This is a genomic window from Leptolyngbya sp. FACHB-261 (assembly GCF_014696065.1).
Lineage (GTDB): Bacteria > Cyanobacteriota > Cyanobacteriia > FACHB-261 > FACHB-261 > FACHB-261.
Window position 1 is genome coordinate 22,528 of record NZ_JACJPL010000007.1, and the last position, 13,557, is coordinate 36,084.

Annotated in this window: 15 protein-coding genes; 9 read left to right on the forward strand and 6 right to left on the reverse strand. The window is 51.2% G+C overall.

From position 1 onward, the window contains the following. The first annotated feature begins 51 nt into the window (after positions 1–51). From H6F94_RS03860 to H6F94_RS33450, 5 genes are all read left to right on the forward strand, one after another. Positions 52–846 carry a glucose 1-dehydrogenase gene (locus H6F94_RS03860; RefSeq protein ID WP_242040983.1) on the forward strand — a complete coding sequence of 265 codons (795 nt, stop codon included), beginning with the start codon at positions 52–54 and terminating at the stop codon, positions 844–846. Between the two features lie 129 nt (positions 847–975). After that, on the forward strand, positions 976–1,362 hold the full coding sequence (locus H6F94_RS03865; protein WP_190800918.1) for a nuclear transport factor 2 family protein: 387 nt from the start codon (positions 976–978) through the stop codon (positions 1,360–1,362). Positions 1,363–1,439: 77 nt separating this feature from the next. After that, positions 1,440–1,760 carry a PAS domain S-box protein gene (locus H6F94_RS31535; protein ID WP_199320198.1) on the forward strand — a complete coding sequence of 107 codons (321 nt, stop codon included), beginning with the start codon at positions 1,440–1,442 and terminating at the stop codon, positions 1,758–1,760. Positions 1,761–2,414: 654 nt separating this feature from the next. Then, the gene (locus H6F94_RS03875) at positions 2,415–3,737 is read left to right on the forward strand and encodes an MFS transporter (protein WP_190800919.1); all 1,323 of its coding nucleotides are present in this window, start codon (positions 2,415–2,417) and stop codon (positions 3,735–3,737) included. Positions 3,738–3,876: 139 nt separating this feature from the next. Next, entirely contained in the window at positions 3,877–4,014 is a 138-nt protein-coding gene (locus H6F94_RS33450) for a DDE-type integrase/transposase/recombinase (RefSeq protein ID WP_190800920.1), read from the forward strand. A 248-nt stretch (positions 4,015–4,262) separates the two neighbouring features. On the opposite strand, the gene H6F94_RS03885 is transcribed toward H6F94_RS33450, so the two are convergent. Continuing rightward, complete coding sequence (locus H6F94_RS03885) at positions 4,263–4,871, reverse strand: TetR/AcrR family transcriptional regulator (protein WP_190800921.1); 609 nt, start codon at positions 4,869–4,871, stop codon at positions 4,263–4,265. Positions 4,872–5,091: 220 nt separating this feature from the next. Between H6F94_RS03885 and H6F94_RS03890 the strand changes: the two genes are divergently transcribed. After that, positions 5,092–5,877, forward strand: coding sequence for an SDR family oxidoreductase (locus tag H6F94_RS03890; protein ID WP_190800922.1), 786 nt, complete (start codon positions 5,092–5,094; stop codon positions 5,875–5,877). Between the two features lie 51 nt (positions 5,878–5,928). Continuing rightward, complete coding sequence (locus tag H6F94_RS03895) at positions 5,929–6,843, forward strand: NAD-dependent epimerase/dehydratase family protein (protein ID WP_190800923.1); 915 nt, start codon at positions 5,929–5,931, stop codon at positions 6,841–6,843. A gap of 198 nt (positions 6,844–7,041) precedes the next feature. Here the strand turns inward: H6F94_RS03895 and H6F94_RS03900 are convergent, their stop codons facing one another. Beyond that, entirely contained in the window at positions 7,042–8,934 is a 1,893-nt protein-coding gene (locus tag H6F94_RS03900; RefSeq protein WP_190800924.1) for a site-specific integrase, read from the reverse strand. A 404-nt stretch (positions 8,935–9,338) separates the two neighbouring features. Between H6F94_RS03900 and H6F94_RS31540 the strand changes: the two genes are divergently transcribed. Next, positions 9,339–9,704: an IS1/IS1595 family N-terminal zinc-binding domain-containing protein gene (locus H6F94_RS31540; protein ID WP_199320199.1), complete on the forward strand. Its 366-nt coding sequence runs from the start codon at positions 9,339–9,341 to the stop codon at positions 9,702–9,704. 121 nt (positions 9,705–9,825) lie between these two features. Here H6F94_RS31540 and H6F94_RS33455 read toward each other — a convergent pair whose 3' ends face one another. The 3 genes from H6F94_RS33455 to H6F94_RS03920 form a co-directional block, all read right to left on the reverse strand. Continuing rightward, a complete protein-coding gene (locus H6F94_RS33455) occupies positions 9,826–9,996 on the reverse strand; it encodes a CHAT domain-containing protein (protein ID WP_396426414.1) in 171 nt (56 codons plus the stop codon). Between the two features lie 359 nt (positions 9,997–10,355). After that, a complete protein-coding gene (locus tag H6F94_RS03915; RefSeq protein ID WP_190800925.1) occupies positions 10,356–10,628 on the reverse strand; it encodes a hypothetical protein in 273 nt (90 codons plus the stop codon). 1,215 nt (positions 10,629–11,843) lie between these two features. Next, on the reverse strand, positions 11,844–12,155 hold the full coding sequence (locus tag H6F94_RS03920) for a hypothetical protein (RefSeq protein ID WP_190800926.1): 312 nt from the start codon (positions 12,153–12,155) through the stop codon (positions 11,844–11,846). 92 nt (positions 12,156–12,247) lie between these two features. Between H6F94_RS03920 and H6F94_RS03925 the strand changes: the two genes are divergently transcribed. Further along, positions 12,248–12,475 carry a hypothetical protein gene (locus tag H6F94_RS03925; RefSeq protein WP_190800927.1) on the forward strand — a complete coding sequence of 76 codons (228 nt, stop codon included), beginning with the start codon at positions 12,248–12,250 and terminating at the stop codon, positions 12,473–12,475. 360 nt (positions 12,476–12,835) lie between these two features. Here the strand turns inward: H6F94_RS03925 and H6F94_RS03930 are convergent, their stop codons facing one another. After that, on the reverse strand, positions 12,836–13,048 hold the full coding sequence (locus H6F94_RS03930) for a hypothetical protein (RefSeq protein ID WP_190800928.1): 213 nt from the start codon (positions 13,046–13,048) through the stop codon (positions 12,836–12,838). Positions 13,049–13,557: the final 509 nt, after the last annotated feature.

Here is a 13,557-nt window from a genome sequence, read left to right on the forward strand (position 1 = left end):
TTGGATGAACACTCACAAGAATGCCTGATTAGCGTATAAGCGTTAATCACCATGCCTTACGTTTCCCGTAAACTCAACCAGGAAAACACTATGTCACAAAAACTCTCAGGAAAAGTTGCGCTTGTCACTGGCGGCTCCAGCGGCATCGGTCTTGCTACTGCCAAGCGATTTGTCGCTGAAGGTGCCTATGTCTTTATCACGGGTCGTCGTCAGACTGAACTTGATGCTGCTGTAAACGAGATCGGTAAAAACGTTACTGGCATTCAGAGCGATGTTTCAAATCTGGCAGACCTTGATCGGCTTTACGCGACGATCGAGCAAGAGCAAGGCCACTTAGATGTGATCTTTGCAAATGCTGGTGGTGGCGAGCTCATCCCGCTTGGATCGATCACCGAAGAACACTTTGACAAAACCTTCAACACCAATGTCAAGGGTCTACTGTTCACTGTGCAGAAGGCACTGCCGCTGATGCCAGAGGGCGCTTCCATCATCCTGAATGCCTCAACTAATTCCATCAAGGGTATCCCAGCCTTCAGCGTGTATGGTGCCACCAAAGCTGCCGTGCGATCGTTTGCCCGCACCTGGACACTCGACCTCAAAGACCGCCAGATTCGAGTGAATGCGGTCAGCCCTGGTTTCATTCCGACTCCCGCTTACGATCTTCTCTGGGGACTCAGTGAAGAGCAGTTGAAAGAATTTGTGGCGAGCCAAGCTAACAATATTCCATTGGGACGAGCTGGCACACCCGACGAGATCGCCAAAGCTGTTGTCTTTCTCGCTTCAGATGACAGCAGCTTTGTAAACGGCATTGAGCTATTCGTCGATGGTGGCATGGCACAAATCTAAGAAGATGCTGTGTTCACACCAGCTAACAATGCAGCAGACGGTTTAAAGCCGCTAGCGCTGCGTTCGAGTTTCTTTGTCGCCGCTGATTTGAGCCGTTGGGCGTTTTGGGTGATGTGAGGTGTGGAACGGATGACGGATAAACTTGAGCACAACAAACAGACGGCCACGGCGTTTTATGACCTGATGTTCAATCAGTGTCAGCCCGCAGAAGCCATCGAGAAATATGTCGGCGATGTGTACATGCAGCACAACCCGGCGGTGGCCGACGGGAAGCAGGCTTTCATCGAATATTTCGAGAGGATGGCGAAAGAATATCCGGGCAAGTGCGTCCAGTTTAAGCGCGTCTTCGCTGAAGGCAATTATGTAGTCTTGCATTGCTACCAGCAATGGCCGGGCGACAACGACTGGGCAGGCATCGACATCTTCCGCCTGGATGATAGAGGCAAGATAGTCGAGCATTGGGACGTGCTTCAGACCATCCCGGAAGCGTCGGCTAACGATAACACGATGTTCTGAACACTTGAGTGCTGGTAGTGTGAAGGCCGGTTTGTACAACGGCACTGTTTATTCTCAATCAAGGAGAGTTGGCACAGATGGAATCTATGAAAGCAGCCGTATTAACTGCGTTTGGTGATGCTGAGAAGTTTGAGATTCAAACTGTTCCTATAATCACCCCTGCACAACTTCCTCAGATTTGTGCAAGTGTCATCAATGACACCACCCAGCGTAGGCAAGCAGAAGAGGCATTACAACGCAGTGAAGCCAGGTTCCGAGCTATCTTTGAAAACTCGCAGGTCGGCATCTTCCGCACCCGCCTCTCGGATGGATTAATTCTCAATGCCAATCAACGCCTTGCCAATCTGTTGGGCTTTGACTCACCAGAGGACGCTGCTCCCGCATCCTTCAGCACGTAATAGGGAGCAGCAAACTCTTCCAGCCAGAAACCAGTTTTCTTTCCGGTATCGCCAAGTTGGTCATGAGACGTGAGAACAATGAGAATCTTCATAGCAAACCTCTTTTTTAAGAACTCAAACACGGCCTAATGTGTAACCCTGACTTAACGGGGTGAATCACAGAATTTTTTCACAAGTTATAGATGCGGCAGGACACTGATTAATTTTCCTGTTGTAGGAAGTCCAGTAACACGGAATTAACCTGGCCTAGAAACGCGAACTAGAGAGGCAGTCTAGCTTTTTACCTTTTCTTGTGCCCGCTGCAAGCCTTGATTAGTAGAAGGAGGCTACTTTGGCACTCTACACGGATGCAGGACGCTCAGATACAACCCGCTTTCAGCTCAAAGCGTCGCCTGAAAGCTGCATTCTACTATTTCGCTTCTGCTGACCATACAGTGATTAGCCGTTGCAAGGAAGAGGAGCCGCAGTGATTAAGCAGGTGCCACCGTTATGCCTTAGCCGCTACTTCCGTGGCTCAACTTGAACTAAAGCAGGCAAGACTATAGCTTGTAACCTCAGCCAGAGCAGTCTTTTAGGCGCTATGGTGTGGCATTGTTACGCATAGTGCCAGAGCCAAATTGGTGGTCCAACTTTATAGTGAACTTGTTTAGCCTCATGCGCCCTGCCCTGACACTCCGACAAACATTCCTCTATAGCGCGACCTCGGCTGGCATCAACTTAATCAATACAACCGTTTCCACCTGGCTGCTGTACTGCTATGCGCCGCCGCTTAACACAGGTCGCCCGCAAGCTCTATCGATCGTTGTGGTCGGCACCTTGCTGGCGCTGGGGCGTGTGTGGAATGCGATGATTGACCCCTTCATTGGACATTGGAGCGATGTGAGCCGCAGTCGTTGGGGCAGACGATCGCCCTTCTTAGTAGCGGGCAGCCTCCTCAACCTGATCACCCTCCTGTGCCTCTGGACACCCCCAACGTCACAGCCGAGTCTACTGAATGCTCTCTATTTTTTGGTGCTGACGAGCGCCTTTTACACAGGACTCAGCCTTGTTGGCGTACCGTATGATGGCAGTCTGCCAGAGGTCGCGACAACGGCGGCAGCACAAGTCAATCTCAGTATGTGGAAAAACATTTTTGGCCTTGCTGGGGTGCTGGGCAGTGCGGTGCTAGGCAGTGTGGTCTATGGCCGTTGGGGACCGGTAGCTATGGGTGGCGTGATGGGAGTGATCGCGCTGGCAACGGTGGGTTTGACTGTACGGGTCTTGCCAGCAAGCATACCGCCAACGGCTGCGCCGATGGGCTTTCGGCAAAGTCTGCGCTGCACGTTGCGTAATCGCCCGTTTCTTAGCCTCTGTTGCTCCACTATCCTGGTGGAAACCGCTTATGCGATGCTGCTAGCCAATTTGCCCTACTTTGTCACCCTGGTGCTGCATGAATCCGAAGCAGCGGTAGGACGGTTTCAGGGCATTGTGGTCCTCGCCATGCTCGTTGCTGCCCCTGGGTGGAACTGGCTGAGCCGACACTACCTGAATCGCCAACTGCTACAGGTGTCCTTACTCGGCTTGGCGCTATCGAGTAGTCTGCTGGCGGTGGTGGGCTGGCTCCCTCACGGGTCGATTGGGCTGCAAGCGATCGTCTGCTTTGGTTTGCTGGGGCCGTTCCTGGGCGGCTATTTTGTGTTGGTCTACGCGCTGATGGCAGTGGTAGTGGAGCAGGATGCCTGGATGACCGGACAGCGACGCGAAGCCTTTCACTACAGTCTCTTTACCTTTGCTGCGGGTCTTGGTCTGTCGTTGTCAACGCTGCTGGTGTCGCCTCTTTTTTCTCACTATGGCTATACGTCAGAGCAGCCTACTGGGATTCGGTTGGTGTTTGTGGCCGCTACGGTGCTGGTGCTCTTGGGAGCCTGGGTGTTTCGGGGCTATCGCCTCTCTGATGCGTTGACAGAGCCTCCACGCCAAAAGAGGTGGCATGAGTAGTCGATGGGATTTGTTCCACTGCTTGGAGCCTGACTCTGCTTTACCTCTTGGGTTGTAGAACTTGCCATCCAGCAGGCAATGCCTGCTGGATGGCAGTTCGTTAGGGACTGAGCCGCGAGATGCATCATAGGTAATTACCGTGGACAAGAACCCCGCTTATCTGGTTGCCATTGAAACGTTGAAGTCTGAAGAAACAATCACCAAGGACACCGAATTGCGGCAAAGCAAGTATCTGAACAACGTGATTGAGCAGGATCATCGATCAAGCACACTGTGAAACCAATGATGGGGTTCAAATCGTTCAATACTGCGAGGCGAACCTTGAGCGGGATTGAAGCAACGAATATGATCCGCAGAGGTCAGATTAAAGGGGTGGAACGAGGAGATAGATGTCACTGCTCAGGCAGCATTTGTGTGTCAAATTTTTGGAGTGGTGGCATAGTCTAATTCTCTGCAACAGCAACACTTGTCCACAAGGATTACTTGCGACACAACCACTTCGTGTTTATGCAATTTTTTCAACGCTCAACCTTTCCCTTGCTTCCTACGACGAACAGTTGCCTTTGGCATGCAAATCTGTTCTTTGGCGACCTTGCAACAAGCGTTTAACATCTCCTGAGCTGCATCTTCATCAGGCAACGCACGGGCAAGCATAATTCCGCCAGTCATGAGGGCTAAGGTAGCTAACACAGAATCTCGGTCGGAATCAGCACCAGTAGCTATGAGGAGGCGCTCCATCTCGTCGATCACCTGTGGTAGCACTTCACCAAATGCCGCTTGTGCGTCAGGACCAGATCTCCCTGCGTCTATTGATAGGCAGGGGAGGAGACACCCATTTTCCGGGTCAGAGCGGTGCTCCGCGCTGAAGTACGTGTCCAGATACGTAAATAAAGCGTCCTGTCCATCCATCTCACTCAGAGACTTCCTGAGCTCCTCTAAGCCAGCCCGAAGCACTGCAGCAAATAGTTTAGTTTTTGATCCAAACTGGCTGTAAATCACGCCCGATGTCATCCCAGCCTCGGACGCTACCCCATCAACCCCAACACCATTAAACCCATCTCGACGGAAGCGGCGGCTAGCCACCGCCACAATAGTTGCCTTGGTTTTCTCACTGTGGTCTGGTTTGAACCGCATAGGTCTTGACTCTCCGGAGTATCACTCATAGAATAACGATCGTTACGATAACGAGCGTTATAAACCATTGTGGTTGCTCCTCGATCATGACTTAAGTCAGGAGCTCAGAGCCATTTGCAAGGATTCAAGCGGTGATCGACCGTAGCTTGGCTAGCCGTAGTCATCAAGGCTGCGGTCAGGGAACGGGAATGGCAGGCACAACTTAGAAGGAGAGCAGAAGATGACTGAGAGCAGTAACGTGGGTAAGCGGCTTTCTGGGAAGGTCGCGCTAGTGACAGGGGCGAGCCGAGGGATTGGGCGGGCGACCGCTGCGGCTCTGGCTGCCGAGGGAGCTCTCGTAGCTGCTCACTATGGGCAGAGCGAGGCTGCGGTGGCTGACTTGGTACAGAGTGTTAAGTCTGAAGGTGGGCAAGCGTTCGCTGTTGGGTCTGATCTTGAATCACCAGGTGGAGTGCAGCGGCTGTTCGATGCACTCGATGCTCAGCTGCTTGCCCTGACCGGGAGCAACCAGTTCGATATTCTGGTGAACAATGCTGGCATCGCAGCCTCTACTCTCCTTGGTAAGACCGATGAGGCAACGTTCGATCGGTTGTTCACGGTCAATGTCAAGAGCCTATTCTTCGTTACTCAAGAGGCGGTCAGCCGACTTCGCGATGGCGGTCGAATAGTCAACGTTTCATCTGCTGGGTCCCGGTTCTATTTCCCCGGATATCCAGTCTATGCAGCCACTAAGGGTGCAGTAGACACCCTAACCATTTATCTGGCGGGGGAGCTTGGTTTACAAGGAGTCACAGTCAACAGCGTTGCTCCAGGTTTGATTGCCACAGACATGACCTCAGAGCTCCTCGGCTCCTCAGAGGCAGAGGCAGCAGCACTAGGTATGCAAGCTATCCCTCGGCTCGGACAGCCCGAGGACGTTGCCCGAGTAATCGCGTTCCTGGCTTCAACGGATGGTGCGTGGGTCACCGGGCAGGTCGTTCAGGTGGGTGGCGGGACTCGACTATAGCCCGACTTGGAATGCACCTACAGATGACGAACTCAAGCATGAAGGAGATTTATGAAGGTATTTGTCACAGGAGCAACTGGTTATATCGGTTCTGCTATGGTCGAAAAGCTGATCGCCGCTGGACACAGCGTCACTGGGCTTGCCCGCTCACAGTTCAGCGCAGAGAAACTGAAGGCACTTGGGGTTGAGCCCCAAATGGGGGATCTAAAGGACCCTGAGTCACTGTCGTCAGCAGCCAAGGCGGCAGACAGCATCATCCAGTTGGCACTCGATATGAGCGACTTCAGTGCACTTGGTGAAGCGGTGTCCATTGAGCAAGCAGCAATTTCCCATCTGATTGAGGCGATCGCTGATACTGGCAAGACCCTGATCTACACGAGTGGGACGGGTGTTCTGGACGACACAGGTGATGTAGTGTTTGACGAGCTAATGCTGGTGACACCCATCCCAACACCGTATGCTATCCGAATCAAGACCGAAGAGATGGTTCTCCAAGCATCTAACCGTGGACTGCGAACCGTCGTGCTGCGCCCGCCCATCGTTTACGGTCGCAGTGGGGGGATGATCCTGCCAACACTAGTTCAGGCTGCAAGAAGGGCTGGTGTGTCACGGTTCATTCGTGGCACTGGGGATTGTAAGCGATCCTTCGTTCACGTTGATGACCTCGCCGACCTCTACCGCTTAGCCTTGGAGAAGGCGGCAGGTGGAGAGCTTTTCTACACTGCGGCGGAGTCTAGCATCCGCTGGTGCGACTTGGCTGCGGCGATCGCTGATGCGGTTGGGCTTGGCGGGCATACTGAGGAGGTGACGGTCGAGCAGATGGTTGATGCGATCGGACCTATGGCCAAGTACCTGGCGAGCAACAATCAGACATCTGGGGCGAAGGCGAGAGAGGTGCTGGGTTGGCAGCCTACACACACGGCGCTCCTAGACGAGTTGAGGATTGGAGGGTGGAGATCAGAGTGATTGCCCACCTGCTAGTGGAGTGGAACCAAAAAACTGGACAGGTGAATAAGCTCTAATCTGCTAACCCATTCTAGGCGTAGAAAAGGAGCCAAAACAAAGGCAAGCAGGGCACAAAAGCCCAACTTATGTTGCAGTCTCAATCAATTCAAGACCGTATGGCTTTGCCTTATTTTTGCATTGAGGTAATTCCTGCTTATTTCAGTCAATCAAAAATTGCTGGACTAGGGTAGCCATCACCTCTTCGATTGGCCTGCTCTTCTGTTGAGGCCGACGACGATCATAGGTCTTAAGCAGCATCTTTTCACTATGCGCCATCGCGTAAGCAAGCGATCTAATTCTGTCCTCTGAATAGCCCTGATCAAGAAACCAAGTGGCGAAAATATCACGTAGTAGGTGGGGCGTCACTAGCTGCCCTGTGAGCCTATGAGCGCTGCTTCTGACCAGCCTCATAAAAGTTGATACATCGAAGGGTTTGCCTGAACGAGGCGCAGAGAAGACATGGTTATGATCGGTGTTAAACGTCATTCGGAGGCTATGCCAGCTTCCCTGTCTCTTTGGGGTTTCAGCAAGTTCAGCCCCGCTAATCCAGTCACCGGCCTTATCTCGGTAGTAGCCATACAGAAACGCTTCTAGATACTCATAGAAGCGTTTTCCATCAGAGAAGGCAAGATTGGAGATACGAAGCGATTGATGGCCATAGGTCTTGCCAGTCTTGTAGGATTCCGGCAGCATATCCATGTACCATATACCGCTCTCATACAAATGCTTATCCTTATCCTCGATCTGGTCTTCAGGCAAAGGCTTAACGAGCCTATACAGGTAGCCGTGATACTTGTCTCTGCTTCTATCAGGCGGAAGGGGATGAATAAGCTGGTTAGGCAAAATCCCCATTGGCCGTTGTACTGGGCAGCTCATGCTGATCTTGAGATCTCGAAACTCTTGTTGCCTTCTGGGTGGACGAAAGGTTAAGCAACCCCAGACTAGAAAACGTTGGAAGCTTTGAGCAATCGCAATATCTGGTCGAGGATTGCATTGCTTGTACGCCTTGTAAGCACATTCCTCCCGCAAGGGTGCAACAATTTTTCTCCAGATGTCTGGCAATTCTAGCCACTTCACTTCTTGGGATGCAACAAGCCTTTGTTTGGCGGTCTGTTTATCAAGGGCATTCAAGTGCCGCCTTACGAGGCCCATGATAGGGATATCCCCATAAGTTAGATCTCTAGTCTCGCCATAATAATGAAATCGAACGAGTGAGTGCACTCCAAGGAGCATAACCGCCATTGAGCCAGCACTCTGGAATTGCCGCTCAACCTCAAGAAATTCTAGAAAATCACAGATCCATAGATCTACCTGCTCAGCTACTCGCTCCAACTCGATGATGGCCTTGTCTTTTTCGCTGGCGTACTTCAACTTCAGCTTCGGAACCAATAGCTCCAAATTTAGATCTGAAATCGGCACTTCTCTGTAGTAATGGAACCACCCTAAGATGCGAAGAATGGCTATTAGGCGTTGGTTGGCGACATCAGGCTTGAGGGTTGCGTCCTGACGACCAGGCCAGTAGGCTTTAGTCAGAAAACCATAAAAACGGTCCACAGTCTCTTGCAGGCTCTGGGGCAAGCACTCCCGCTTTAGACTATAAGTGTTCATGCCCTTTCGGTGCGTCAGCCGCCTAAGGCTGATATCCCCATGTCCATGCACAAATCTTGGGCAGTGATTAATCTTTGCTGCCTGCTTGGCATTTGGATACCAGAGCTGAGCATTGGACCATGCCAAAAGACTTTGCAGCCTGCTACCGTAAGTGTGTCGGGTGCTTGAAGTTGCAGAGAGCGATTCGAAAACTCTATTTTGTGCCTCTGGTAGCTCTTTAAGCCGAGATAGCGGAACCCCCTGCATAAAACGCTCAGCTGCTAAGATCTCTTCTCGGGTTGGTTTTCTACCTTTAGCCGCAACCATTCCCAATCCTGGCAGGGCGTAGCGAGTAATAGCTGTCTTGGTCTGGTGGATAATCTCCTTTGACTTCTTCACTGAGTACTCGGCTTGAACATACTCCTGGTAGAGTAAAAATATATCTGTTAACGACTGTGGATTCATGCCAATAAGTAACTCCGTGCTTCTTTGTAGGCCCCCTTTAGCTACGGAATACTAGCTATCTCTATTCCCTGAGCTCTGTCGGTTTCAGGGGGACAACACACCTTATTTATAAGCTTATAATACCATAAGTTAGACTCGGGGTACGAGCCTGTACTCTGAAACAGAGCTTTAAGTAATTGCTGCAACCCCTGCCCTGAGAGGCTTTCAAGCCGATCTTGATGTTGAAATCTTATAAATAAAAACCAGGTACTTATAATGGCCATCTTAATATTGCCTAGCTACACCAGCGCCCATAGAAGCTCTCAGCTGATCAGCAACACAGCTATTGAAAAATCTGACGAAATCTTCCGATAACTGTGTTGATGGCTAGAATATAAAGTGTCGATCTATTGTTAAAATCCTCGATGGTTTCGACTTGTCCAGATGCGAAGCGAGAGGGACATGCCCCTCTTTTGCCAGGGGCTATTATTCGGCATGGCAAGGACCGGCATGGTCAGCAGCGCTATCTGTGCAAACTGTGCCGTAAAACCTTTACTCCCTATCCCGAGCCGTTTGAGCCCACCAGAGGGCACAAAAAGTATCAGAGAGGGCTCAAAAGCGTCCGGGGACGCCCGGAACTCTATGATGAGCTGAAGCAAAAAGTGACGCTCAGTCTAACCAGAACTGCTACTCAGGGACTAGACGAGCTAGCAGCGAAATATGGAATATCGAGATCTGAGTTTGTCGAGCGGATTGGTCGAGTTCTTATTGTTGACCTTCAAGCCCAGTAGAACAAGGGAGGGGGAACTAGATAAGGACAGTACAAAGCTTCGAGGAGATTCTTCTAGCCTGGCCCAGTTACCAGAGTAAATAAAGCTCGCCCATCACCAGGGTGCTAATGGCTGGAGATTCTCAACATCTGCACCCGCACCTGCGCAGTGCCTCACTTCGCCCCTCTGCTGGCTGCAAGCGTTTGTAGTAGATCACTATCAACTTTGAAGTCACGGTATCATCCACCTTCCAGAGACTGATGAGCTGACTCTCTGAACCGGCAATTACCAATACTGTGCGCAAGCCGTACACATGGCAATAGAACCACTGCTAAAAGTCTTCGAAGCTAGGTTCAGGTAGCTAATCCAAACAAGTTCCGTCTGCCTAACCAGAGCAACACTGGTCTTGAAGACCCAGAGCCAGTCTAAATAGACTGCATGTTCTGTGACCAAGCATCAACTTTGCACCAAAGGTAGGGCCAAAATCATCGTCCTAGGCCAACCTTGGGATTCAGCAGTAATAGTTGGTGAGGGTAGGGATTCAGCAGGTTATGGCGCCCCGACGAGTTACAGTGACCCAGCCAAAATACCCTACCGCTCAATGACTCGGAGACATTTAATTGTAGGTCTAACGCGTTGAGGTGTAACTAATGTCAGCCAGTTAAAGAGTGACTACAAATCCTCGCGCAATTCGCTAATCTGCGCTTGTTGGTTGCGCGTTATTTCTAGCAAATTTTGGGTGCCGACACGGACCTCCCTGAGGCCCTCAATTGTCTCAGAGAGCCTTGCGGCTAAAGTTCTGACAGCCTGGGTATTCGCCTCGACGTTGCGAGTGTTTGCTTCTATCGCATGTTGATGGGCGGTTGCTATCTCTACCAACTGAGCGACCGCAATGCTTAGCCGGTCAAGCCGTTGATCAATCGGCTCTCTCTGTCCGTTTGTCATTCACTCCTCCCGTTTTTCCCGCCAAGTTGTTCTAAAACAGCGTCTAAAATATTGGGTACTTCTGAACTGGCTGGAATCATTAGGCGCACCACGTTTGCGTATCGAAGGGTTACCTCATATTGAGGCGGCATCTTCTCGAAGGCATAGCCCGGTCCCCATTGGTTGTCAGTAGTAGCCTCTTTGACCCCCAGAACCCTGCTAAGGAGATTGATACACTTCGCCCGGTTCCTCTAGCCTGCTTGTTCTCAAGCGTCGCCTCAAACCACTTTTCGCAGAACTCTTCGGGCTTCACTTTCAAGCTCAATAATCTGTCAACGGCTTTCCTTGCCCTCCTACCATGCCGTGACGCCATCTTGACTGCAAGCATCCTCATAGTCCTGCTTACCTAGTATTACAAGGTATTGTAGTGCACTATGGAGGTGAGAAACACTCTCTTCCTTCAAGGATCTCAGTAGCGCTTGTGGAGAAAAAGCTGCTCATTCAGAACTCTGTACTCATCCTAAAAAGGCAGATTCCGAGTTGAATTAATACCCGATGAAAAGTAGGAGAGCCATCCCCCTTTCAATCCGGAAGACTTTAGGTAAGAGGTCATAGTTCGACATTGCAAAAACCGACAGTAAAGACGACGCTACTGGTGGCTACAGGGCCTCGCCGGGCTAACCGCAAGAGCGAACTCCATGCGCTACCCGCTCAGAAGTGAAATTGGCTCAGGCAAAATTAGAAAATTGCCCTTTGTCTAAACAGGATTAGTTAACCCTGCGTTAGACAGCTCTGCTCTCTACTCCATCTATTGCCAGAAACTAAGGGGTAAAGCTGCCATCTTTTGACCAATGCGACCATAGACTGCGGTAAATTTTTGAGGCCCAATTGTCTCTAGACAAGCACAGATCAGAGCCAGGAAACAAGCTCCAGGGTTAAGCCTGCTGGTTCCTAATAAGTGTTACCAGTGTTTGAGCAACAATGCTTGCGCTTTTAAACCTGGGCAGGCTTAACGCACAGGCTGCAGCATTAGAGGAAGATATCCAATAAGAAGCGGTAGGGGATCTCTTTGAGGACGACCTATTAAGCCAATAAATTCAGATGGCGGCCTGCCTACGCTTGCAGGGTTAGCACAAGCTTTTCTCAAGCTAATCCTGCTGTTAACTGCTGCTTCTTTTGAGCCCAACACCTAGGGAAGGCATTCAACAAGGCTGTTTTGCGCCTGCATTTTCACATTTAAAACGGATTCGAGCGGGAAACGTATCGTGAGCCTCTCGTCCAAGGACCCGTCTGGCTCCCTCGCTTTCGCAACCCGTGCAGCTCACTCAGGAGTTGATCCAGTTGATCGCACATCGCCTGCAACTTCGAGGCTTGAAGACCCCGCTCGTTCTCAGCCTCTACCTGCGGCTTTTGCTTTAAAGGTAGGTAGATAACTCGTTTGACTGTGCTCTGTCCACAGGTGACGTAGTTGTGATAGGTCCGACCATTCGGTTTGGGGTAAGCAGCAATTGAACCCTCCCGGATCCCCTGCGAGGCCAACTCATTCACCGCCTGTTGCAGTACTCCTAAAGCTGCAGTGAGACGAGCTATGGCGCACTCAGCTGGAGGCAGAGAGTCATGCCAAACTTGAGGACATTGACATGAAAGCAGAGCTGTTGCTTGAGGTGGCCTCGGAGGTTCTGCGTCACCGAGTGATTCATGCAGAAGTTCTGTGTTTTGGCATGAATCACTCATTAGGGGTTCAGGCTCTGGCCCAACGGCTCTCGTTCCCGTCTGTTCATGCAAAATGCTGTTGCTTTGACATGAATGTGCAGATGCCTGGGGAGCAGCTTCTTCAGGCTGAGCCGGAATTTCTGCAGGACTACTAGTTATTGCTCGGCGCCGTCGTTTGCTCATCTCCCGCCCACTACCTCCAGAGAGACGCTCTTAGCCCGGCCCCGGCTGGCTTATCCTGGACACTCAAAGCCAGAAACTCCCCACCCGCTCCTGACGATCAGGACTCAACTGCTTTATCGCTTGCTCCAAGGTCTCGCTGCTGTAGCTGGAGGCCGACTCCTAGAGCTGGGCGGGAGTTTCACACTGCTGCAGGGCAACACACAAGGCAGCCAGGGCAGGATTGGGGCGGCACAGCAGCTAAGGCAGGTGTCTGGGCTAAAGCTTCAGGGGGCACTCTCAGCGAGTCCCAGGCTCAAAACACCTCTTGGCTGCGACCCACCCGGACTTGATAACTAGCCGTCCCTGGGTAGAAAGAGGCAGAGTATTTTGCCTCGCTCTCCCGGTCGCTGGTGCAGCCCCACCACTTCTTGTGATTCAAAGGCGCTTGCCAAGGGCGCCTCTATACCGTTTTCACTTAGCTGCTGGAGCCGGGTCTTCTGCTCCGCGGCGTTAGCAGCTCGAAAGCCTGTTTCAGGTGGGTGGGGCGTGGGGGCCTTCTGAATCACTCCTGCACAACTTCCTCTACAAAATTTTGGGGGATTAAGGCCAGCTACAGCTATGTGGGTATAGCTTTGAGCGTTGGTGGCCTTGTTAATCCTTCCCGTACCTAATGCTGTCACGCTTGCAGTTGCAAGGGCTTCTCGGCTCACCCAAATTCTTCATTCTCTGTTCAACACAATAATCGCCTCAACTCTTTAGATATTGTTCGCCCATTAATAATTTACTGACCCAGTCTATTAAGAGTTGAACTCATGCACTCAGTACGTGGGATTTCTGTGATCAACAACGACACTATAGAGAGCTTCGAATACAACTCTGAGCATCAGGTGAGTTCAGGAAGCTGCACCTCAGCCGAGAAAAGCACGGTCTCGCAGACAAGTAAGAATTTGAAAGAAGCCAAACATTAGGGTTGCCTATACTTCAAGCGGATAGGGCAAGCAGACTTTAGTGTAACCGCTGGAAACCCTTTCAAAAATCCACCAAGAAGCTTAATTTTCTGGTTCTTTCGGACTTA